Raw genomic sequence first — 21,094 nt, 5'->3', positions numbered from 1 at the left:
ACCTGTTTCAGACCGGCGGCCGATCAAAAGCCGCCGGTCTTATTTTGCGTCTGCTTTCATATATTGATGAAAAATGAAAACCGGAGACAGTCCATGCAATATCGCAGCGGGAGAAATCTTATGGTCTTATTGGCTCTTCTGGCTTTGTTCTGCGCGACAGGAATAAGAACTCTGGAAGAGAAAGGAAAAGAAAATGAAAGAAGAGCGCTGACGCCGGAGGATCCGGAATATCGCAGGGAGTTTTTTTGTGATGACATGCGCCGGGAGACGGAGCTTCTGTCGAGGGAGTGCAGAAACCTCCTCGAAAATGTGGAAAAAGAAGCGGTTTATTTTCCGATTCCCCTATCCAGTGCGGATCGATCGCTGCAGATCAGTTATACCGATTCCTGGATGAAAGAGCGAAGTTACAAGGGTGTTTCTGGGCATGAGGGAACCGATCTTATGGCTTCCTGTAATGAGAGAGGAGTGTATCCTGTTTTGAGTATCTGCGACGGGGTGGTGACAAATCTGGGATGGCTGGAAAAAGGCGGATATCGCATCGGGATCACATCTGATAGTGGTACTTATTATTACTACGCACATCTGGACAGCTATGGGAATCTAAAAGAAGGAGAACGTGTAAGGGCCGGGGAACTGTTAGGGTATATGGGGGATTCCGGATATGGACCGGAAGGAACGACAGGTAAGTTTGACGTACATTTGCATTTGGGAATCTATCTGTATCGGGACGGAACAGAGATCAGCCTGAATCCTTACTATCTGCTGCGGCATCTGGAAAAACACAAATTAATCTATTCATATTTCTAGAGTTCTGGCTGGGAATGTGATATACTAAAATATGTATGTGCTCAAAAGCGGATAAACAAAAGAACAGGAGGAATACCATGCATCTGCCTCTTGCATTTGAAGATAAAATGAGACGCCTTTTGAAAGAGGAATTTGCGGCTTATATTGGCTGCTATGAAGAGCCCAGGTATTATGGGCTGCGCGTAAATACAGGGAAAATAACGCCAGAAGAATTTGAAAAGATCTGTCCTTTTGAGATCTGGCCTGTGCCATGGATCCCCAATGGATATTATTATGACGGAGAGACCTGTGCGCCTGCCAGACATCCGTATTATTATGCGGGACTTTATTACCTGCAGGAGCCAAGCGCCATGACGCCGGCAAGCCGTCTTCCGGTGGAGCCGGGAGAGCGGGTGCTGGATCTGTGCGCGGCGCCCGGCGGTAAGGCGACAGAACTGGGAGCCAGATTAAAGGGACAGGGACTTCTGGTGGCCAATGACATCAGCAGCTCCAGAGCTAAGGGACTTTTGAAAAATCTGGAAGTATTCGGGATCGGAAATGTGCTGGTGTCCTGCGAGGAGCCGGGAAAGCTTTCCGAATATTTTCCGGAATATTTTGATAAGATCCTGATTGATGCGCCCTGTTCCGGGGAGGGGATGTTCCGAAAAGACCGGAAAATGGTGCGCGCCTGGGAGGAACATGGCCCGGAATTTTTCAGTAATATCCAGAAGAATGTGATCTTACAGGCTGCATCGATGTTAAGACCGGGCGGAATGCTCCTTTATTCTACCTGTACGTTTGACGGGAGAGAAAATGAGCAGGTCATTGCCCATCTGCTCCGGACGCTTCCGGACTTTGAGATCCTTCCTATAGAGCCCTACGAGGGATTTGCGCCGGGGATACCGGACGAAGCGCCTGAATGCCCGGCAGATCTTAAGAAAACCGTGCGGATCTTTCCTCACCGGATGAAAGGGGAGGGGCATTACCTTGCGCTTTTAAAGAAGAAGGGCAAAAAGGAAAGGGATCCGGAGTCGTTTTCCGGCGCAGGGATGCGGAAGAAAAAAGTACCGCAGGAGCTTTTGGAATTCTGGCAGCATGTTTCCAGGCCCCTTAGGGAGGAATATCTGGACATCCGGGGAGACCGGATCTATGAGTTGCCGGAAGGCCTGCCGGATCTGAAAGGTCTTAGGTTTTTACGTACAGGCCTCTTGCTGGGAGAACTGAAAAAGAACCGGTTTGAGCCAAGCCAGGCCTTTGCCATGACGCTTCAGAAGGAGACTTATGACGCCTGCATCGATCTTTCTTCCAAAGACGAGCGGGTACTCCGGTATCTGAAGGGAGAAACTCTGGAAGTGGAAGATCTTACAGGTGCCGGCGCTTCTGGATGGTATCTGGTTTGTGTGGACGGATTTCCTCTGGGATTCGGGAAACTGAACAAAGGAACTTTGAAGAATAAATATCTGCCCGGATGGAGGATCTGCGGATGATGCGGCTGGATAAATTCCTAGCTGAGATGGGGATCGGAACCCGGCAGGAAGTAAAAAAATATATCAGAAAAGGCATGGTAACGGTCAATGGAAGTCCGGCTCTTCGCCCGGAAGAAAAGGTCAGTGAAACCAGTGACCAGGTCTGCTTTGAGGAGAAGCCAGTATCTTATGTAAAATATGAATACTATATGTTGAACAAGCCGGCCGGCGTGGTTTCCGCTACAGAAGACAGGCGAGACCCCGTGGTGGTAGACCTGATCCGGGAAAAAAAGAGAAAAGACCTGTTTCCTGCAGGCAGACTGGATAAAGACACAGAAGGGCTTCTTCTGATCACCAATGACGGGGCGCTGGCACACCGGCTGCTTTCCCCGTCCCATCATGTGGATAAGACGTATTTTGTCCGTGTAGAAGGAAAGGTAACCGGGGCAGAAAAAAAGATCCTGGAAGCAGGAGTGGATATTGGGGAAAATGGGACGGAAGAAAGGACGAGACCGGCCAAAATGGAAATCCTTGCAAGCGGCCCGGTTTCCCAGGTCCTTTTGACGATCCGGGAAGGAAAATATCATCAGATCAAGCGGATGTTTCAGGCTGTAGGTATGCAGGTGCTCTACTTAAAGAGACTGTCTATGGGGAAACTGACGCTTGATCCGGCGCTGGCGCCCGGGGAATACCGGCCGCTGACCAAAGAGGAGATTGCAAGTGTTACAGACGAAAATGCTGGAAAATATTGATGGGATTATTTTTGATATGGATGGAACCCTGTTGGATTCCATGTGGATCTGGCCGTCCATTGATGATGATTATTTAAGGAAATATGATCTGGAGAAGCCGGAAGGGTTTCATGAAGCCATGGAGGGCATGAGTTATGCGGAAGTGGCTCAGTTTTTTCTGGATACATTTCCGCAGCTTTCACAGAGCCGCCAGGAAGTGATGGATGAATGGCTTGTGATGGCGAGAGAAAAATATCGTACTCAGGTGGCGATGAAAGAAGGCGCTCATGCATTTATCTGTGAGATGCGTTCCCAGGGGAAAAAGATCGGGATTGCCACCAGCAACGCCAGGGAACTGACCGAAGACGCGCTGGAGGCACTGAAGATCGGCGGGCTGTTTGATGTTGTGCGTACTGCCGGAGAGGCGGGAGCCGGAAAGCCTGCGCCGGATGTATACCTGATGGTAGCCGGAGAGATGGAGGTTTCTCCGGAGAGATGTCTGGTGTTTGAAGATGTTCCGATGGGGATTCTGGCAGGCAAAAATGCAGGGATGCGTGTCTGCGCGGTGAAGGATGATTTTTCAGAGCCGCAGAGAATGCGAAAGAGAGAACTGGCAGATTATTATATACAGGACTATCATGATATACCAAATGAAACATACGAGGTGCTGCCATGAGACAGGGATTTTTGCCTCTCTGCCGCAGAGATATGGAAGAGAGAGGCTGGGAGCAGGTAGATTTTGTCTATATATCCGGGGATGCCTATGTAGATCATCCGTCCTTTGGTCATGCAATCATTACCAGGCATCTGGAGGCTCACGGTTATAAAGTGGGAGTGATCGCACAGCCGGACTGGAAAGATCGGTCTTCTGTGACAGAATACGGACGCCCCAGGCTTGGATTTCTGATTTCTGCAGGGAACATGGATTCCATGGTGAATCATTATTCGGTATCGAAAAAGCGGCGGAAGACGGACGCCTATACGCCGGGAGGAGTGATGGGAAAACGACCGGACCGCGCGGCAACCGTGTACAGCAATCTGGTCCGGCAGACGTACAAAGACGTGCCCATTATCCTGGGCGGGATCGAGGCAAGCCTGCGGAGAATGGCTCATTACGACTACTGGTCGGATCGGCTTAAGCGATCGGTTCTTCTGGATTCCGGAGCAGATATCATCTCCTATGGCATGGGGGAGCGCTCTGTCCTGGAAATCGCGGATGCTCTTGACGCCGGTATTGACGTAAAGGATCTTACATTCATTGCCGGAACAGTGTTTAAGGCCAGGTCTCTGGACAGTGTTTACGAACCGGTTATCCTGCCTGCCTATGAGGAGCTGACACAGGATAAGCTGGCTTATGCAAGGAGCTTTTACATCCAGTACTGTAATACAGATCCAATCGCCGGGAAGTGCCTGGCGGAACCTTACGGAGAGCATCTTTTTGTAGTGCAGAACCCTCCGGCAAAGCCGCTTAGCCAGGAAGAGATGGACGATATTTATGCCTATCCTTATATGCGGACGTATCATCCTTCTTATGAAAAGGACGGAGGGGTTCCGGCAATATCTGAAGTGAAGTTTTCTCTGGTCAGCAACAGGGGCTGCTTTGGAGGCTGCAGTTTCTGCGCCCTTGCCTTCCATCAGGGCAGGATCTTGCAGACCAGAAGCCACGAATCGCTGATCCGGGAAGCGCAGTCTATGACGGAGGAGCCCGATTTTAAGGGGTATATTCACGATGTAGGAGGACCAACGGCGAATTTTCGGATGCCTTCCTGTAAAAAGCAGCTGGAGCATGGAGTGTGCAGCCACCGGCAGTGCCTGTTCCCAGAGCCCTGCAGAAACCTTACGGCGGATCACCGGGATTATGTGGCTCTTCTTAGGAAACTGCGGAAGATTCCAGGTGTAAAAAAAGTATTTATCCGGTCCGGGATCCGGTTTGATTATGTGATGGCAGATCCGGACGACACCTTCCTGCGGGAGCTGTGTGCCTATCATGTGAGCGGCCAGCTGAAAGTGGCGCCGGAACATATTTCGGACGCAGTGCTTGCCAGGATGGGAAAACCGGAAAATAAAGTTTATCAGGCATTTGTAAAGAAATATCAGAAGATAAACCGGGAACTGGGAAAAGATCAGTATCTGGTGCCTTACCTGATGTCGTCGCATCCGGGATCTACGATGAAGGAAGCGGTGAAGCTGGCGGAATACCTGCGGGATCTGGGCTATATGCCCGAGCAGGTGCAGGATTTTTATCCGACGCCCTCCACCATCTCTACCTGCATGTATTATACCGGTGTGGATCCCAGGGATATGAAACCGGTCTATGTGCCGAAAAATCCTCATGAGAAAGCGATGCAAAGAGCCCTGATCCAGTATCGGGATCCCAAAAACTACGATCTTGTCCTGGAGGCGCTGAAAAAGACGGGGCGGATGGATCTGGTGGGATATGACAGGCGCTGTCTGATCCGCCCGAAAACGGGGATGGCCGTGAGCGAAAAAAAGAAGGCGCACACCAGGAAAAAAACCATTCGGAATGTGCATAAAAAAAAGAAGGAGAAATCATGAAAATTGCAGTGATCACAGGAGCTTCTTCCGGGATGGGAAGGGAGTTCGCAAGACAGATCCCGATGCTTTACCGGCAGCTGGATGAGATCTGGGTGGTGTCAAGAAGAACAGATCGGCTGAAAGAACTGGAAAAAGAAAGTACGGTCCCGGTTAGGATCTTTGACGGAGATCTGAAAAGAGATTATATTTATGAGAGGATCGAAAAAGAGCTGGACCGAAGATCTGGAAAGATACGCATGCTGGTCAATGCGGCCGGATACGGGAAAATGGGCGCGTTTGACGCCATTCCTCTGTCAGAGCAGCTGGGAATGGTGGACCTGAATCTGAAAGCGCTGACGAAGATGACAGGGATCTGTCTGCCGTTTATGGACAGGGGCAGCAGGATCGTGAATGTTTCGTCTGCCGCGGCTTTTTGTCCACAGCCCGGTTTTGCCGTGTATGCAGCAGGGAAATCTTATGTGTATCGCTTTTCCCTGGCTCTTCGGGAAGAGTTAAAGAGGAAAGGGATCCTGGTGACCGCCGTGTGTCCGGGACCGGTGGAGACAGAATTTTTCCGGATTTCCGGAGAACTTCCGGGAAATCTGAAAAAAACGGTCCGGGCAGATGCTGCCAGCGTGGTGCGGCAGGCTCTGAAAGACGCGGCAAGAGGAAAAAGCGTGTCTGTATACGGAACATCTATGAAGGCGGCAAGAGTTCTTTGCAAACTGCTGCCGGACGTTTTGCTGGCAGCTGTGATGGCAAGGGTCAATCATATATCGGAATCAGACGGAAAACAGCATGCTTCTTCCTAGAGTTCAGCGGAGGATCATATCAAAAGAAAGAGGAGTAGTAGAAGGATGAAAATTGAAAAGGGACAGCCCGGATATATCAAGGCGAGAAAAATGAGGTATCTGATGTTCGCTGTGGGGGAATTTGCAATCGTTGCAGCGGTGTTTTTTCTGGGATATCAGCAGACAGGAAGCCGGATGAATCTGTTTACAGTGGCTGCTGCTGTGGGATGCCTGCCGGCTGCCAAAATGCTGGTGGAATTTATCACGATGGCGCCATATCAGAGTATCAGCAGGGAAAAATATCTGGAACTGGAAGAAAAAGCAGCTCTTCTTACCAGAGCGTATGACCTGATCATTACCAGCAAAGAAAAAGTGATGTCTGTGGACGCGCTTGTTATTTCCGGACATGTGGTGTGCGGATATACCAGCAGCACAAAGACGGATGAGACTACACTTGCGCGTCATATTAAGACCACGCTGAAAAATAACCGGTATGATAAAATGACGGTGAAAATCTTTCATGACTATCACGCATTTCTTGCCAGAGTGGAAGGTCTTGGCAATATAGCCGCAGTCCAGCAGCCGGATCAGCGCCGCGACCGGTCCGTTCGTAAGATCATTTACAGTATTTCCATGTAACAGTAAAAAGGAATCCTATGAGAGAAATCATTATCAAAGAAAAAGAAGCCGGTCAGAGACTGGATAAGTTTTTAAAAAAATACCTGAAAGAAGCCCCCGCTTCTTTTTTCTACAAAATGCTGCGAAAGAAGAACATTGTTTTAAACGGGAAAAAAGCGGAAGGAAAGGAGAAGCTTGCGGCGGGGGACTGCGTTAAATTCTTCTTGTCTGACGAGACCATGGAAAAGTTTTCGGGGAGGAAGGAAAGAAGTGTTCCAAAAACAAAGGAGGAAGCCGGAATCTTGCCGGATCTTGTATATGAGGACGAACAGGTGCTTCTGATCAATAAGCCTGCCGGCCTTTTGTCCCAGAAGGCAAATGCCGGAGATATTTCGCTGGTGGAGGCGATTACGTTTTATCTGATCCAAAGCGGACAGTTAAAGGAAGAGGAGCTTCATACGTTTCGTCCTGCCGTCTGCAACCGTCTGGACCGCAATACCAGCGGACTTGTTGCGGCAGGAAAGTCGCTTGCCGCGCTTCGAATGTTAAATCAGGCATTCCGGGAACGATCCATCGAGAAATGGTATCTCTGTATTGTCAAAGGCTGTATCCGAAATTCCGGCCATATACGAGGCCGGCTTACGAAGGATGAAAGAACCAATCAGGTAAAGATCCTTGCTGCGGACGATCTTACTGCCTCCGGGACCAAGATAGAGACTGCCTATGAGCCGGTAGCGTGGAATCGGGAGATGACCTTGTTAAGCGTTCATCTGATCACAGGGAAAACACATCAGATCCGCGCACATCTTTCCCATATGGGACATCCGATCCTTGGAGATCCCAAGTACGGTGATTCAAAGTTTAATCTGAAATACCGGAAAGAATCCGGGATAAAATATCAGCTGCTGCACGCTTATTCACTCACCTTTCCTGTGATGGGACCACCGCTGCAGAAGGTATCGCAAAAGACATTCCGGGCGCCTGTGCCGGCAGATTTTTGGAAGATTATAAAGGAGACGACATGGCAACATGGAATTCAAGAGGCCTTAGAGGTTCTACATTAGAAGAGATGGTCAACCGGACCAACGAGTGGTATCTGGAAAAAGGACTGGCGCTGATCCAGAAGATTCCGACTCCGATCACACCAGTAAAGATGGATAAGGAACACCGACAGATCACGCTGGCCTATTTTGATCAGCGAAGCACCGTCGATTATATTGGCGCGGTCCAGGGGATCCCGGTGTGTTTTGACGCAAAAGAATGTGTGGCGGATACGTTTCCGCTCCAGAACATCCATGAACATCAGGTCCGTTTTATGGATCGTTTTGAAAAACAGGACGGAGTGGCCTTTGTTCTGATTTATTATTCTGCCAGAAACCGTCTTTATTATCTTAGATTTCGGGAACTTTACAGGTTCTGGATGCGGGCGCAAGAGGGCGGGCGCAAGAGTTTTCGTCTGGATGAGCTGGAAGAAAGATATTTTATGGATTTTACAAGAGGATATTATATTCCCTACCTGGATGCAGTCAGCCTGGATCTTGAGGAAAGGGAAAATCTTGACAATAGTCAGGAAAATGCGTATAATTCAAGAAACTTTTAAATTTAGTGTATTAGCATACTAAAGTAAAACTGCGGAAGAATGTGGGAGGGACTATGAAGAAATTGCTGCATACACCGGAAGGCGTCCGGGATATTTACAATGTCGAGTGCGGGAAAAAGCTTTCGCTGGAATCCCGGCTGAAAAAGGTGTTTCATATGTATGGGTATCATGATATCCAGACGCCTACCTTTGAGTATTTTGATGTTTTCCGCAAAGAGATCGGGACAATCCCGTCCAGAGAATTATATAAATTTTTTGATAAAGAAGGGAATACGCTGGTTCTCCGGCCGGACTTTACACCTTCCATTGCCCGGGCGGCGGCTACTCTTTTTCAGGAAGAGACGCTTCCGATCCGCTTGTGCTATACAGGCAGTACATTTGTGAACCACTCCAGTTACCAGGGGAGGCTTCGGGAGAACACACAGATGGGGGCGGAACTTCTGGGGGATGATTCTGCGGATGCGGATGCAGAGATGCTGGCCCTGGTGATCGAGTCCATGCAGGCGGTGGGGCTGAAAGAATTTCAGCTTACAGTCAGCAATGTGGATTTTATCAGGAGTCTGATCGAAGACGCTTCATTGAGTGAGGAAGAGGAAGAACGGATCCGGGAGCTGATCGTCAACCGGAATTATTATGGAGTGCAGGAGTATCTGGACAGTATTCAGGTGAAGCGAAGCACCAGGGAAGCGTTTGGCTCCTTAAATGAACTTCTCGGAGGAGCAGAGATCCTGGAGCGGGCTAAAAATACGGCGCCGACTTCCAAAGGCGTGATGGCGGTACGCAGACTGGAAAAGATTTATGAGATACTGAAGCTGTACGGAGTGGAAAAATTTATCACCTTTGATCTTAGCATGATGGGGACGTATGGATATTATACAGGGATTATTTTCCGGGGGTATACATACGGAACCGGAGACGCCATTGTAAAAGGGGGGCGGTATGACCATCTGGTGGAAAAGTTCGGGAAGCAGTCTGCTTCTATCGGTTGTGTTATTGTGATCGATGAGTTGATGAATGCACTGACCCGTCAGAAGATCCGGATCCTGTATCCCAGAAAAAATACGATCATTCTGTATGATGAAGGGCGGCAGAAAGAAGCCATAGCCGTAGCCAGAGATTTCCGGGGAAGGGGAAAAAATGCAGAGCTTTTGAAAAAAGCAAAAGATAAACTGCTGGAGCAGTATGTAGAGTATGGAAAAGAATATTACGCAGGCACGCTGATCTATATCAAAAAGTCCGGAGAGATCACGATGGTCAATCTGGTCAGCGGCGAGCGGAAAACCATAGATAAAACGGACAGGAGTTGACATATGCGTTATCTGACATTTGCCCTTACCAAGGGGCGTCTGGCCAATCAGACAATGGAGTTACTGGAAAAGATCGGGATCAGCTGTGAAGAGATCCGGGAGAAAGATACCCGCAGACTTGTTTTTACAAACGAGGAAATGAAACTTAAGTTCTTTCTGGCAAAAGGTCCGGATGTGCCTACCTATGTAGAGTATGGCGCAGCGGATATCGGAGTGACCGGAAAAGATGTGATACTGGAAGAGGGACGTAAAGTGCATGAAGTCCTGGACCTGGGCTTTGGGAAATGCCGGATGTGTGTGTGCGGTTTTCCGGAGGCGGCATCTTTTCTGCAGCATCATGAACTGATCCGGGTGGCGACAAAATATCCCAATATTGCCAAAGATTACTTTTACAATATCAGACACCAGACCGTAGAAATCATCCGGCTGAACGGTTCGATCGAGCTTGCGCCCATTGTCGGGCTTTCAGAGGTGATCGTGGATATTGTGGAAACAGGATCTACCTTAAAAGAAAACGGACTGAAGGTTCTGGAAGAGGTCTGCCCGCTGTCAGCAAGGATGATCGTAAATCCGGTAAGCCTTAGGATGGAAAATGACAGGATCCGGGATCTTCTGGACAGAATTCGCGCACATGTGATCCTGTAGCAGATAAAAAAGAAAAGAGAGGAAGCGTGAAAATCATGAGAATTATAAAACTGGATCCGGACACCCGAAAGAATATCCTGGAGGATCTTTTGCAGAGAAGCCCCAATCAGTATCCGGAATATGAGAAGAGGGTGGCGCAGATTCTTTCCCGCGTAAAAGAAGAAAGAGATCCGGCGCTTTTTGAACTGACCCGCCAGTTTGATCATGCTGATATCAGCGCTGAAAACATTCAGGTTACAGAAGAGGAGATCCGGGAAGCTTATGAGCTGGCGGATCCGGAGCTGATCCGGGTAATAAGGAAAGCGCTTTTCAATATCCGGTCCTATCATGAAAAACAGATGCAGAGAAGCTGGTTTGACAGCAGGCCGGATGGAACAATGCTGGGGCAGAAGGTGACGCCGCTTCAGCGTGTGGGGGTCTATGTACCGGGGGGAAAGGCAGTTTACCCTTCTTCGGTGCTGATGAATATCGTGCCGGCAAAGGTGGCCGGTGTGGATGAGATCGTAATGGTCACCCCGCCCGGAAAAGATGGAAAAATCACGCCAAACACACTGGTGGCTGCAAAGGAAGCCGGCGCTGATGTGATCTATAAAGTGGGAGGAGCTCAGGCAATCGGCGCGCTGGCTTATGGAACAGAAAGTATTCCCAAAGTGGATAAGATCGTAGGACCTGGCAATATCTATGTAGCCCTTGCAAAAAAAGCGGTATATGGCCATGTAAGCATTGATGCGATCGCAGGGCCAAGCGAGATCCTGGTGATCGCCGATGAGACCGCCAATCCGCGGTATGTGGCTGCGGATCTTCTGTCCCAGGCAGAGCATGACGAGCTGGCAAGCGCGATCCTGGTGACGACCAGTATGGAACTGGCGGAAAAAGTTTCTGAAGAGATCGACGGATTTTTAAAAGAACTGTCCCGGGCAGAGATCATAAAGAAGTCCCTGGATCATTACGGATATATCCTGGTGGCGGAGACCATGGAAGAGGCCATAGAGACGGCAAATGAGATTGCGTCCGAGCATCTGGAAATCCAGACAAAAGATCCCTATGATGTGATGATGAAGATCCGAAATGCCGGCGCCATTTTCATTGGAGCGTATTCCAGCGAGCCTCTGGGAGATTATTTTGCAGGGCCAAATCATGTATTACCTACCAATGGGACCGCGAAATTCTTTTCGCCCCTGTCCGTAGATGATTTTATTAAGAAATCCAGTATTATCGCGTATTCCAGAGAAGCGCTGGAAGCAGTACATACAGATATTGAAGCCTTTGCAAAGGCAGAACAGCTGACCGCGCACGCCAATTCCATTCATGTGCGGTTTGAAAAGTAACGGAGGTGAAAACGCGTGGAAAGAACAGCGGTTTGTAAAAGGAAAACAAAAGAAACCGAGATTGCCATGAGCCTGAATCTGGACGGATCCGGAAAAACCAATATCCAAACAGGGATAGGGTTTTTGGATCACATGCTGGATGGTTTTGCAAGACACGGGCTTTTTGATCTGGAGATAAGTGTAAAAGGAGACCTGGAGGTAGACTGCCACCACACCGTAGAAGATGTGGGGATCGTTCTGGGGGATGCACTTTGCCAGGCGCTGGGAGATAAAGCCGGGATCAAGCGATATGGCCACAGTATCCTTCCTATGGACGAGACGCTGGCTCTGTGTGCGGTAGATCTGTCGGGCAGGGCTTACCTTAATTATGACGCGGCATTTACAGTGCCCCGTCTGGGAGAACTGGACACGGAAATGATCCGGGAATTTTTCTATGCTGTGTCCAGTAACGCCATGATGAACCTTCATGTGAAGATCCTGGACGGCGGCAATAACCATCACATGGCGGAAGCGCTGTTTAAAAGCTTTGGAAAAGCGCTTGACATGGCGGTACAGGAGGAACCCAGGATCCGGGGCGCCTGGACCACAAAAGGAAGCTTATAAAAGTTTCTCAGACAGAGATAAAGGAGAGATAGATCAAATATGACTGCTAGCTATAAAAGACTGATTCCCTGTATCCTGATCGCAGGAGGGAAGGCGGTAACCTGGTTCGATGACAAAACGCCCATAGCGGAGGATGTGATCGGGCTTGCAAAATATTACAGTGATCACGGCGCGGATGAGCTGATTGTTTTTGACCTTTCAGATTCCGATGAAGAGCATGAAGAAGCCATTGATCTGATGAAACGGATCAACCGGATCATACGGATCCCCATGATTGCGGGAGGCAATGTGAAAAGGCAGGAGGATGTGAAAAAAATCCTGTACGCAGGGGCAAAACGGGCGATCATTAATTTTTCCAGGCAGGACAGCCCCAAACTGATGGAGGATGCGGCGAAACGGTTTGGAAAGGAAAAAATCGCCGTTTCTCTGCAGGACTTTGACGCATTGTTTAAGCATCAGCATCTGATCGAAGAGTGCTGCGGAGAAATCGTATTCATGCACAGACTGGATCTGGATTCCGTCATGAATGTTACGGATATTCCCTGTGTGATCCTGACGGATACCATGGAGGAGTCGGAATTATATAAGATTCTGAAGGCGCCCGGCGTGAAAGGATTATCCGGCAGATATGTGAGTCGGCCGGACATGGATTTCCACGCTTTTAAAGAGAAATGTTCCGAACAGAATATTAAAATGACTTCTTTTGAAAGCATTATGGAGTTCTCCCAGTTTAAGACCAATGAACAGGGGCTGATCCCTGTCATCGTCCAGCATTATAAAACCCAGGAGGTACTGATGCTGGCTTATATGAACGAGGAAGCATTTAATCAGACCATCAAGACCGGCAGGATGACATATTACAGCAGAAGCCGCCAGAGCCTTTGGGTAAAAGGAGAGACCAGCGGACATTTCCAGTATGTCAAGTCCCTGACCATTGACTGTGATCTGGACACATTGCTGGCAAAGGTGGATCAGGTGGGAGCGGCGTGCCATACCGGCAATCCGACCTGCTTTTTCCAGCCGCTGGCTGGTACCGACTATGATGAAAATAATCCGTTAAAGATTTTTGAATCCGTGTACAATACAATCCTTGACCGGAAAGAAAATCCCAAAGAAGGGTCTTATACCAATTATCTGTTTGACAAAGGGATTGATAAAATCTTAAAGAAAGTCGGCGAAGAAGCGACGGAGGTCGTGATCGCCGCAAAGAATCCCAATCCGGAGGAAGTAAAGTACGAACTTTCCGACTTTCTTTATCACGCCATGGTGCTGATGGTGGAAAAAGGGATCAGCTGGGAGGATATTATCCGGGAACTGGCAGACAGATAAAATGTCAAAACAGACAAAATGACAGAAAAGAAGCCTTCCATGATGGTTGGAAAGAAATGACATCCAACCCTCACGGAAGGCTTTTGATCTGGAACAGATTTTTTACAGGAACAGGTATTTCAGCACGAACAGTACCGCCAGTACATACATCAGGATACTGATCCGGCCTTTTGCCTTTCCGGTGAGAAGATTCAGCACGACATAGGAGATCACGCCCATGGAGATCCCTTCGGAGATACTGTAGAAGAACGGCATGGCGAGGAGCGCGATACCGAACAAGATGGCTGTTGTAAAGGAGGTAAGACCGGTCCGTCCGCCTTCGGTCACACCGGATGCGCTCTCTACAAAAGTAGTGACTGTAGAAGTTCCCAGTACCGCGCCGGCGGTAGTTGCAACCGCATCGGCCAGGAGCGCTCCTTTGATCCGCGGAAGCTTTCCGTTCTCATCCAGCATTTTGGCCTTGGTGGATACGCCGATCAGCGTTCCCAGCGTATCAAAGATATCTACAAATAAAAAGGCAAAAATAACAACCAGGCAAGTCCGTTGCTGAAATCCGGAAGCAGGCTGTAGAATCCGAGTTCTGCATTTGGCTGATACAGTCCCGTCAGCTGGCAGAGGATTCCAAGCAGCCAGGTAATCAGGATTCCCCAGAGGATATTTCCCTTTACATTTTTGCTCACAAGGAATCCGGTGATCAGAATGCCGATGACCGCGAGAAGTACGGTAATCCCCACATCACTGAAACTGGCTTCGACTCCGTTCAGGGCATTGTATTCATCTAAGGATTTCCGTTTTCACATCTGTGCCGTTTTCTTTCAGCTTAAATATTTTTTCTAACATGTGTTCCTCCTTTTTGAAAGCTCATTCGTAAAGATAACGGATTTATCTTAATAGACAAAAGGGGGAAAGTAAATGGAGTATTTCGGAAAATGGTATCCTGAAACGCATTGACAGTGTATCTAAAATTCAATACAATATTTTGTAGCGAGTCTTGAAAATCATGAATATTAAAGGAGTAATCAATACAATCAAATGCGTAAATTAGCCTTAAATGATGAGATCTTAATGAAGATTGAAAAACCTGCCCGTTATATCGGCGGGGAGGTGAATTCGGTGTATAAAGATAAGGAGAGCGTGGATATCCGCTTTGCCATGTGCTTTCCGGACGTTTATGAGATCGGTATGTCCCATCTGGGCATGAAGATCCTCTGCGATATGTTCAACCGCAGGGACGATGTGTGGTGTGAGCGTGTGTTTTCCCCCTGGATCGATCTGGACAAGATGATGAGAGAGGAAAAAATCCCGCTGTTTGCCCTGGAATCCCAGGATCCGGTGAAAGAATTTGATTTTCTGGGTATTACGATCCAGTACGAGATGTGTTATACCAACATCCTGCAGATCCTGGAGCTGTCCGGTATTCCATTTGACACAGCGGACCGTACCTGGGCGGATCCCATTGTGATCGGCGGAGGCCCCTGTGTGTATAATCCGGAACCGCTGGCAGACTTTTTTGATCTTTTTTATATCGGAGAAGGCGAGACCGTTTATGACCGTCTGTTTGATGTATATAAAGAGATCCGGGGGAGAGGAGGCTCCAGAAAGGAATTTTTGGAAGCCGCCGCAGAGATTGAAGGGATCTATGTTCCGGCCTTTTATGAAGTGACGTATCAGGAAGACGGGACCATTCGGGATTTTTATCCGGTAAATGCACATGCAAAGTCTGTGATCACCAAACAGGTGGTGATGGATATGGATGAAATTACCTATCCGGAAAAACCGGTGGTGCCGTTCATCAAAGTAACCCAGGACCGGGTGGTGCTGGAGATCATGCGGGGATGTATCCGGGGATGCCGGTTCTGCCAGGCTGGAATGATCTACCGGCCGACCAGGGAGCGGAGTGTGGAACAATTGAAACAATACGCTTACTCCATGTTGAAAAGTACCGGACATGAAGAGATTTCATTAAGTTCCTTAAGTTCCAGTGATTACAGTCAGTTAAAGGAACTGGTAGAATTTCTGATAGAGGAATTTCAGGGCAAAGGGATCAATATCTCTTTGCCGTCCTTGAGGATTGACGCTTTTTCTCTGGATGTCATGGAAAAAGTCCAGGATATCCGCAAGAGCAGCCTGACCTTTGCACCGGAAGCCGGATCCCAGAGAATGCGGAATGTCATTAATAAGGGACTGACAGAAGAGATGATCCTGGAAGGCGCAGGGGAGGCTTTTGAGGGCGGCTGGAATAAGGTGAAGCTTTACTTTATGCTGGGCCTGCCATCAGAGACAGAAGAAGACATGAAGGCAATACCGGAGCTGGCGGATAAAATTGCCAGACGGTATTATGAGATCCCCAAAGATCAGAGAAATGGCAAGTGTCAGATCACTACCAGTACTTCTTTCTTTATCCCCAAGCCGTTTACGCCATTTCAGTGGGCAAAGATGTACACCAATGAAGAATATATTGCAAAGGCCGCGGTGGTGAAGCATGCGTTTCAGGAACAGCTCAACAAAAAAAGTCTGAAATATCACTGGCACGATGCAGAAGTGACGGTGCTGGAGGGCGTTCTGGCAAGAGGAGACCGAAGAGTGGGCCGGGTAATCCGGGAAGCTTACCGGCTGGGGTGCCTTTACGATTCCTGGGGCGATCTTTTTGACAACGAGAAATGGATGCAGGCGTTTGAAAACACTGGCGTGGATATCGGATTTTATAATCTGCGGGAGCGTTCGGTGGATGAAACACTTCCCTGGGATTTTATTGATATCGGTGTAACGAAGGAGTTCCTGAAAAAAGAGTGGGAGCGGGCTTTGCACGCAGAAGTAACGCCAAACTGCCGGATGCGGTGTTCCGGATGCGGTGTGGCGAAATGGAAAGGAGGGGTCTGCATTGAAGGCAAGAATTAAATTCCGTAAATACGGGATCATGCGTTTTATTGGGCATCTGGATGTGATGCGGTATTTTCAGAAGGCCATGCGGCGGGCAGACATCCCCATCGCATTTACGGGAGGATACAGTCCTCATATGATCATGTCTTTTGCACAGCCACTGGGGATCGGAGTTACCAGCGACGGGGAGTATCTGGATATTGAACTGAAAGAACCGGTTGCTTCTGATGAGGCGGTAAAAAGACTGAACCAGGTTATGGTGGAAGGCATGGATGTGGTGAGTTTTACAGAGATCCCGGAGGATAAAAAATCAGGCGGTATGACGATCGTGGCGGCAGCTGCCTATGAGATTACGATGCTGGCATCCGGAAAGTCTATGTATGAGACGGTTCCTGTGTCTGTGGAATGGAAGGATTCTCTTAAAGTGTTCCTGAATGAGACTACGCTCAATGTAATGAAAAAGACAAAACGAAGCGAAAAGGAAGTCAATATCCGTCCCATGATCTACCGGATGGAAGCGGATGAGGACAAATTTTCTCTTTTCCTTGCGGCAGGAAGTGAGGAAAACCTGAAACCCGACCTGGTGATGGAAACGTTTATAAAGTATATGGGGCTGGAACCGGAGGCATATCCTTTTCATATCCACAGGACAGATCTTTATGCCAGAACGCCGGAGGGCGGTTATTGCCCGCTGGAAGCGGCGGGGCGAAGGATCAGCCAGTGAAATCGTTGCAGGATCTTTAAAAATGATGTAGAATAGCATTTAGCGAATTGTAGTTGGAGGATTACAGAAGAGATGATAAAGGTTGTAAAATTTGGAGGAAGTTCTCTTGCCGACGCTTCACAGTTTCAGAAAGCAGGCCGGATTATTAAAAAGGAAGATTCCAGAAGATATGTGGTGCCTTCTGCCCCGGGGAAACGGACGCCGGATGATACCAAAGTAACAGATATGCTATATGGCTGTTATGCGGCGGCTCTGACGGATGAAGGAGACGATTTTGAGGAATTTGACCTGCGGCTTCAGGCGATCCGGGAGCGTTACCAGGAAATCCTGGACGGTCTCGGAGTGGGGCTTGATCTGAACCGGGAGTTTCTGGAGATCCGGGAGAAATTCATGCAAAAAGCTGGCCGTGATTATGCGGCTTCCAGAGGAGAATATCTGAATGGAAAGATTATGGCTGAATATCTGGGCTATACCTTTATTGATGCTGCGGATGTGATCTTTTTTGATGAAAAGGGAAGTTTTGACGAACAGAAAACAGACCGGATCCTGTCAGAGACCCTTTCCCGGAATGAACGGGCGGTGATCCCGGGATTTTATGGTTCTATGCCGGACGGGTCGATCCGGACATTTTCCAGAGGTGGGTCAGATATTACGGGATCCATTGTGGCAAAAGCAGTTCATGCAGATATGTACGAAAACTGGACTGATGTTTCCGGATTTCTGATCGCAGATCCCAGGATCATCTCCAACCCGAAAGCGATCGACGTCATTACATACAGGGAACTTAGAGAGCTGTCTTACATGGGCGCGACGGTTCTTCATGAAGACGCGATCTTTCCGGTCCGACAGGAAGGGATACCGATTAATATCCGCAATACCAACATTCCTGCAGATCCGGGAACGCTGATCGTGGAAAACACATGTCGTAAGCCAAGATTTATCATTACCGGGATTGCCGGGAAAAAAGATTTTGCTTCCGTGACAGTGGAAAAAGCAATGATGAATGCAGAGGTGGGGTTCTGCGTAAAGGTGTTGCAGGTGTTTGCAGAGAACGGCATTGCAATCGAACATATGCCTTCTGGCATTGATACACTGACCGTATTTGTACATCAGGACGAGTTCGCGGAAAAAGAGCAGAAAGTGATCGCAGGCATCCACCGGGCGGTGCATCCGGATTTCCTGGAGCTGGAATCGGACCTTGCTCTGATCGCCATTGTGGGTCGGGGGATGCAGACAGCCAGAGGCGTATCCGGGAGGATTTTTTCTGCCCTTGCACATGCTAATGTGAATGTAAAGATGATCGATCAGGGGTCCAGCGGCCTTAATATTATCATTGGCGTCCGCAATCATGATTTTGAGGATGCGATCCGTGCTGTTTACGACATCTTTGTAACAACAATGATTTAAGAAACGATATATAGGGGAGAGGTTTATGAACATTTTATTTTTCCTGCGGCCCAAGAGCGAGGTTGCCTATATCTACGACTATCATACGCTTCGCCAGGCGCTGGAGATTATGGAATATCACAAGTATTCATCAGTACCCATTTTAAACAGAGAGGGACAGTATGTGGGCACCATCACAGAAGGAGATCTTCTCTGGTCCTTAAAGAAGTGGAATCTTCTGAATCTGAAGGATGCGGAAGACATCAGTATACTAAAGGTGCAAAGAAGAATGGATTACCTGAGTGTGTCGGCGGAATCCAACATGGAAGATCTGATCGAAAGAGCCATGGAACAGAATTTCGTTCCGGTAGTTGACGATCAGTCTCATTTTATCGGGATTATTACCAGAAGAGATATTATCAGCTTCTGCTATGACAAGATAAAGGAGTGTGAAAAAAAGCATGGTCATTGATTTTCATACCCATATATTTCCGGATCAGATCGCGGAAAGAACACTGGATTTTTTAAAGAAAATCTGTCAGACTACTCCAAGTACTCTGGGGACGGCAAAAGATCAGATCCGTTCGGCAAAGGAAGCGGGCGTGGATCTGTCGGTATCCCTGCCGGCGGTGACAAAACCTTCCCAGGTAGAATCTGTCAACCGGTTTGCCTGCGGATTTCAGGAAGGCCCGATCCTTTCTTTTGGAGGGATCCATCCGGCATGTGAGAATTATAAAGAAATCCTGAAGGGAATCCGTGACGCCGGCCTGAAGGGGATTAAGCTTCATCCGGATTACCAGGACACCTGTTTCAATGATATCCGGTATAAAAGAATCCTGTCTTTTGCCTCTGAGCTTGGACTGATCGTTAGTGTTCATGCCGGTCTGGATCCCAAGTGCCCGGAAGATATCCACTGTACGCCAAAGATGGCGCTGGAAGTGATCCGGGAGGTGGAGCCTGAAAAACTGGTGCTTGCTCACCTGGGCGGAAATCAGTGCTGGGATCAGGTAGAAGAACTTCTGGTGGGTGAAAATGTGTATTTTGATACAGCGGTTGTGTTTGGAAAGATTCCGGAAGATCAGTTTGTGCGGATCGTAAGAAATCACGGGGCGGACAAGATCCTGTTCGGTACAGATTCTCCATGGGCCGGGCAGAAGGAGTTTGTCCGTTATCTGTCAGAGTGTTCTTTGTCTGAACAGGAAAAGGAGCAGATCTTTTCCGGGAACGCCTGCAGGCTTCTGGAATTGCCTGTGCAGAAAAAGTAATAAAAAAAGAAGAAAAAGCAGGCAAAACCGCTTGCAAAGGGAAAAAACCTATGCTATTATAATACAGTATGCCGCACAATGAGGTTTCAAAGTCCGCAGGGCGGACACCGAAGTTGGCGAGTAATGATAATAGGAGGTGCCATATGTACGCGATTATAGCAACAGGTGGTAAACAGTACAAAGTAGCCGAAGGCGATATCATTAAAGTAGAGAAGCTTGGTGTAGAAGCCGGAGAGACTTATACATTTGACCAGGTGCTTGCAGTAAGCGATAACGGCCTGAAGATCGGGAATCCGACTGTTGAAGGTGCAACCGTTGAAGCTTCTGTTGTAGAGAACGGAAAAGCGAAAAAAGTCGTTGTTTACAAGTATAAGAGAAAAACTGGATACCATAAGAAAAATGGTCACAGACAGCAGTATACTGCAGTAAAGATCGACAAGATCAACGCTTAATCCTGGAGAGTATCCGATGATCCATGTAACCATCTTTCAGAATGCAAAAGGGGAACACCTCGGATTTGACGCAGAAGGGCATGCCGGATATGTAGAAGAAGGCGACGACATTGTCTGCGCTGCGGCGTCGGTCCTTATGATCAACACATTGAATGCGTTGGAGCTTTTCGCGAAAGCAAAGCTTTCACAGTCTTCCGGAGAAGACGACGGCAGGCTTTCGGTGAGATTAAAGCAGGATCCGAACAGGGAAACAGAACTCCTCTTTAAGACCATGGTTTTGGGTCTTACAGCTATGGAAGATGACGGAAACTATGCAGAATATATTGATTTAACATTCAAGGAGGTGCAGCAACCATGATGAAATTAAACCTTCAGTTTTTCGCTCATAAAAAAGGTGTTGGTTCTACAAAGAACGGCAGAGATTCCGAGTCCAAAAGACTGGGAGCTAAAAGAGCGGACGGTCAGTTCGTAAAAGCAGGCAATATCCTTTACAGACAGCGCGGAACGAAGATCCACCCGGGTATCAATGTTGGCCGCGGAGGCGATGATACTTTATTTGCACTGGTAGACGGTGTGGTAAGATTTGAGAGAAAAGGAAGAGATAAGAAACAGGTTTCTATCTATCCGGTGGCAGCTGAGTAATCAAAG

The 21,094-nt window shown here is 48.3% G+C and carries 22 protein-coding genes and 1 pseudogene; 22 read left to right on the top strand and 1 reads right to left on the bottom strand.

Going from position 1 to position 21,094, the window contains the following annotated elements; all coding sequences use genetic code 11:
- The first annotated feature begins 120 nt into the window (after positions 1-120).
- From ABGT54_RS07795 to hisIE, 14 genes are all read left to right on the top strand, one after another.
- Complete coding sequence (locus tag ABGT54_RS07795; RefSeq protein WP_346663570.1) at positions 121-807, top strand: M23 family metallopeptidase; 687 nt, start codon at positions 121-123, stop codon at positions 805-807.
- A 77-nt stretch (positions 808-884) separates the two neighbouring features.
- On the top strand, positions 885-2,273 hold the full coding sequence (locus ABGT54_RS07790) for an RsmB/NOP family class I SAM-dependent RNA methyltransferase (RefSeq protein ID WP_346663569.1): 1,389 nt from the start codon (positions 885-887) through the stop codon (positions 2,271-2,273).
- Complete coding sequence (locus ABGT54_RS07785; RefSeq protein WP_346663568.1) at positions 2,270-3,004, top strand: pseudouridine synthase; 735 nt, start codon at positions 2,270-2,272, stop codon at positions 3,002-3,004. The genes ABGT54_RS07790 and ABGT54_RS07785 overlap by 4 nt, the downstream gene beginning before the upstream one ends.
- Positions 2,988-3,659 carry an HAD family phosphatase gene (locus tag ABGT54_RS07780; protein ID WP_346663961.1) on the top strand — a complete coding sequence of 224 codons (672 nt, stop codon included), beginning with the start codon at positions 2,988-2,990 and terminating at the stop codon, positions 3,657-3,659. Before ABGT54_RS07785 ends, ABGT54_RS07780 begins: the two co-directional genes overlap by 17 nt.
- The gene (locus ABGT54_RS07775) at positions 3,656-5,539 is read left to right on the top strand and encodes a YgiQ family radical SAM protein (protein ID WP_346663567.1); all 1,884 of its coding nucleotides are present in this window, start codon (positions 3,656-3,658) and stop codon (positions 5,537-5,539) included. Before ABGT54_RS07780 ends, ABGT54_RS07775 begins: the two co-directional genes overlap by 4 nt.
- Positions 5,536-6,330, top strand: coding sequence for an SDR family NAD(P)-dependent oxidoreductase (locus ABGT54_RS07770; RefSeq protein ID WP_346663566.1), 795 nt, complete (start codon positions 5,536-5,538; stop codon positions 6,328-6,330). The genes ABGT54_RS07775 and ABGT54_RS07770 overlap by 4 nt, the downstream gene beginning before the upstream one ends.
- 45 nt (positions 6,331-6,375) lie before the next feature.
- Positions 6,376-6,948, top strand: coding sequence for a hypothetical protein (locus ABGT54_RS07765; RefSeq protein ID WP_346663565.1), 573 nt, complete (start codon positions 6,376-6,378; stop codon positions 6,946-6,948).
- Between the two features lie 17 nt (positions 6,949-6,965).
- Positions 6,966-7,991 carry an RluA family pseudouridine synthase gene (locus tag ABGT54_RS07760; RefSeq protein ID WP_346663564.1) on the top strand — a complete coding sequence of 342 codons (1,026 nt, stop codon included), beginning with the start codon at positions 6,966-6,968 and terminating at the stop codon, positions 7,989-7,991.
- Positions 7,949-8,527: a Holliday junction resolvase RecU gene (locus ABGT54_RS07755; protein ID WP_346663563.1), complete on the top strand. Its 579-nt coding sequence runs from the start codon at positions 7,949-7,951 to the stop codon at positions 8,525-8,527. The genes ABGT54_RS07760 and ABGT54_RS07755 overlap by 43 nt, the downstream gene beginning before the upstream one ends.
- A gap of 53 nt (positions 8,528-8,580) precedes the next feature.
- Positions 8,581-9,834: an ATP phosphoribosyltransferase regulatory subunit gene (gene hisZ, locus ABGT54_RS07750; RefSeq protein WP_346663562.1), complete on the top strand. Its 1,254-nt coding sequence runs from the start codon at positions 8,581-8,583 to the stop codon at positions 9,832-9,834.
- A 3-nt stretch (positions 9,835-9,837) separates the two neighbouring features.
- Complete coding sequence (hisG, locus tag ABGT54_RS07745; RefSeq protein ID WP_346663561.1) at positions 9,838-10,479, top strand: ATP phosphoribosyltransferase; 642 nt, start codon at positions 9,838-9,840, stop codon at positions 10,477-10,479.
- 35 nt (positions 10,480-10,514) lie between these two features.
- Positions 10,515-11,807, top strand: coding sequence for a histidinol dehydrogenase (hisD, locus tag ABGT54_RS07740; protein WP_346663560.1), 1,293 nt, complete (start codon positions 10,515-10,517; stop codon positions 11,805-11,807).
- A 15-nt stretch (positions 11,808-11,822) separates the two neighbouring features.
- Positions 11,823-12,410: an imidazoleglycerol-phosphate dehydratase HisB gene (hisB, locus tag ABGT54_RS07735; RefSeq protein ID WP_346663559.1), complete on the top strand. Its 588-nt coding sequence runs from the start codon at positions 11,823-11,825 to the stop codon at positions 12,408-12,410.
- A 39-nt stretch (positions 12,411-12,449) separates the two neighbouring features.
- Positions 12,450-13,739, top strand: a complete 1,290-nt coding sequence (gene hisIE, locus ABGT54_RS07730) for a bifunctional phosphoribosyl-AMP cyclohydrolase/phosphoribosyl-ATP diphosphatase HisIE (RefSeq protein WP_346663558.1) — start codon at positions 12,450-12,452, stop codon at positions 13,737-13,739.
- A gap of 102 nt (positions 13,740-13,841) precedes the next feature.
- On the opposite strand, the pseudogene ABGT54_RS07725 reads toward hisIE, so the two are convergent.
- Positions 13,842-14,524, bottom strand: a pseudogene (locus tag ABGT54_RS07725) (NCS2 family permease); the annotation flags it as partial.
- 247 nt (positions 14,525-14,771) lie between these two features.
- On the opposite strand from ABGT54_RS07725, the gene ABGT54_RS07720 reads away from it, so the two are divergent.
- From ABGT54_RS07720 to rpmA, 8 genes are all read left to right on the top strand, one after another.
- Positions 14,772-16,637, top strand: a complete 1,866-nt coding sequence (locus tag ABGT54_RS07720; RefSeq protein WP_346663557.1) for a TIGR03960 family B12-binding radical SAM protein — start codon at positions 14,772-14,774, stop codon at positions 16,635-16,637.
- Positions 16,621-17,343, top strand: coding sequence for a TIGR03936 family radical SAM-associated protein (locus ABGT54_RS07715; RefSeq protein WP_346663556.1), 723 nt, complete (start codon positions 16,621-16,623; stop codon positions 17,341-17,343). Before ABGT54_RS07720 ends, ABGT54_RS07715 begins: the two co-directional genes overlap by 17 nt.
- Positions 17,344-17,415: 72 nt before the next feature.
- Entirely contained in the window at positions 17,416-18,750 is a 1,335-nt protein-coding gene (locus ABGT54_RS07710) for an aspartate kinase (RefSeq protein ID WP_346663555.1), read from the top strand.
- 25 nt (positions 18,751-18,775) lie between these two features.
- A complete protein-coding gene (locus ABGT54_RS07705; RefSeq protein ID WP_346663554.1) occupies positions 18,776-19,201 on the top strand; it encodes a CBS domain-containing protein in 426 nt (141 codons plus the stop codon).
- Positions 19,191-19,994 (top strand): amidohydrolase family protein, encoded by an 804-nt coding sequence (locus ABGT54_RS07700; RefSeq protein ID WP_346663960.1) that lies wholly within the window; start codon positions 19,191-19,193, stop codon positions 19,992-19,994. The genes ABGT54_RS07705 and ABGT54_RS07700 overlap by 11 nt, the downstream gene beginning before the upstream one ends.
- A 143-nt stretch (positions 19,995-20,137) precedes the next feature.
- Positions 20,138-20,446, top strand: coding sequence for a 50S ribosomal protein L21 (gene rplU / locus ABGT54_RS07695; protein ID WP_346663553.1), 309 nt, complete (start codon positions 20,138-20,140; stop codon positions 20,444-20,446).
- Positions 20,447-20,462: 16 nt separating this feature from the next.
- Positions 20,463-20,804 (top strand): ribosomal-processing cysteine protease Prp, encoded by a 342-nt coding sequence (locus ABGT54_RS07690; RefSeq protein WP_346663552.1) that lies wholly within the window; start codon positions 20,463-20,465, stop codon positions 20,802-20,804.
- Positions 20,801-21,088: a 50S ribosomal protein L27 gene (rpmA, locus tag ABGT54_RS07685; protein WP_346663551.1), complete on the top strand. Its 288-nt coding sequence runs from the start codon at positions 20,801-20,803 to the stop codon at positions 21,086-21,088. Before ABGT54_RS07690 ends, rpmA begins: the two co-directional genes overlap by 4 nt.
- Positions 21,089-21,094 lie beyond the last annotated feature (6 nt).

The organism is uncultured Merdimonas sp. (genome assembly GCF_963929015.1).
Taxonomy (GTDB): domain Bacteria; phylum Bacillota; class Clostridia; order Lachnospirales; family Lachnospiraceae; genus Merdimonas.
The sequence above is the reverse complement of the archived record's forward strand: the minus strand, read 5'-3'. Positions and strand labels throughout refer to the sequence as shown.

Excerpts from the sequence above, each read along its gene's own strand:
- ABGT54_RS07690 (WP_346663552.1), top strand. The coding sequence starts at position 20,463 with ATGATCCATGTAACCATCTTTCAGAATGCAAAAGGGGAACACCTCGGA.
- ABGT54_RS07710 (WP_346663555.1), top strand. The coding sequence starts at position 17,416 with ATGATAAAGGTTGTAAAATTTGGAGGAAGTTCTCTTGCCGACGCTTCA.
- ABGT54_RS07760 (WP_346663564.1), top strand. The coding sequence starts at position 6,966 with ATGAGAGAAATCATTATCAAAGAAAAAGAAGCCGGTCAGAGACTGGAT.
- hisZ (WP_346663562.1), top strand. The coding sequence starts at position 8,581 with ATGAAGAAATTGCTGCATACACCGGAAGGCGTCCGGGATATTTACAAT.
- ABGT54_RS07775 (WP_346663567.1), top strand. The coding sequence starts at position 3,656 with ATGAGACAGGGATTTTTGCCTCTCTGCCGCAGAGATATGGAAGAGAGA.
- ABGT54_RS07770 (WP_346663566.1), top strand. The coding sequence starts at position 5,536 with ATGAAAATTGCAGTGATCACAGGAGCTTCTTCCGGGATGGGAAGGGAG.
- hisD (WP_346663560.1), top strand. The coding sequence starts at position 10,515 with ATGAGAATTATAAAACTGGATCCGGACACCCGAAAGAATATCCTGGAG.
- ABGT54_RS07720 (WP_346663557.1), top strand. The coding sequence starts at position 14,772 with ATGCGTAAATTAGCCTTAAATGATGAGATCTTAATGAAGATTGAAAAA.
- ABGT54_RS07785 (WP_346663568.1), top strand. The coding sequence starts at position 2,270 with ATGATGCGGCTGGATAAATTCCTAGCTGAGATGGGGATCGGAACCCGG.
- ABGT54_RS07705 (WP_346663554.1), top strand. The coding sequence starts at position 18,776 with ATGAACATTTTATTTTTCCTGCGGCCCAAGAGCGAGGTTGCCTATATC.
- ABGT54_RS07700 (WP_346663960.1), top strand. The coding sequence starts at position 19,191 with ATGGTCATTGATTTTCATACCCATATATTTCCGGATCAGATCGCGGAA.
- hisIE (WP_346663558.1), top strand. The coding sequence starts at position 12,450 with ATGACTGCTAGCTATAAAAGACTGATTCCCTGTATCCTGATCGCAGGA.
- rpmA (WP_346663551.1), top strand. The coding sequence starts at position 20,801 with ATGATGAAATTAAACCTTCAGTTTTTCGCTCATAAAAAAGGTGTTGGT.
- ABGT54_RS07765 (WP_346663565.1), top strand. The coding sequence starts at position 6,376 with ATGAAAATTGAAAAGGGACAGCCCGGATATATCAAGGCGAGAAAAATG.
- ABGT54_RS07755 (WP_346663563.1), top strand. The coding sequence starts at position 7,949 with ATGGCAACATGGAATTCAAGAGGCCTTAGAGGTTCTACATTAGAAGAG.
- ABGT54_RS07795 (WP_346663570.1), top strand. The coding sequence starts at position 121 with ATGGTCTTATTGGCTCTTCTGGCTTTGTTCTGCGCGACAGGAATAAGA.
- ABGT54_RS07790 (WP_346663569.1), top strand. The coding sequence starts at position 885 with ATGCATCTGCCTCTTGCATTTGAAGATAAAATGAGACGCCTTTTGAAA.
- hisG (WP_346663561.1), top strand. The coding sequence starts at position 9,838 with ATGCGTTATCTGACATTTGCCCTTACCAAGGGGCGTCTGGCCAATCAG.
- ABGT54_RS07780 (WP_346663961.1), top strand. The coding sequence starts at position 2,988 with ATGCTGGAAAATATTGATGGGATTATTTTTGATATGGATGGAACCCTG.
- rplU (WP_346663553.1), top strand. The coding sequence starts at position 20,138 with ATGTACGCGATTATAGCAACAGGTGGTAAACAGTACAAAGTAGCCGAA.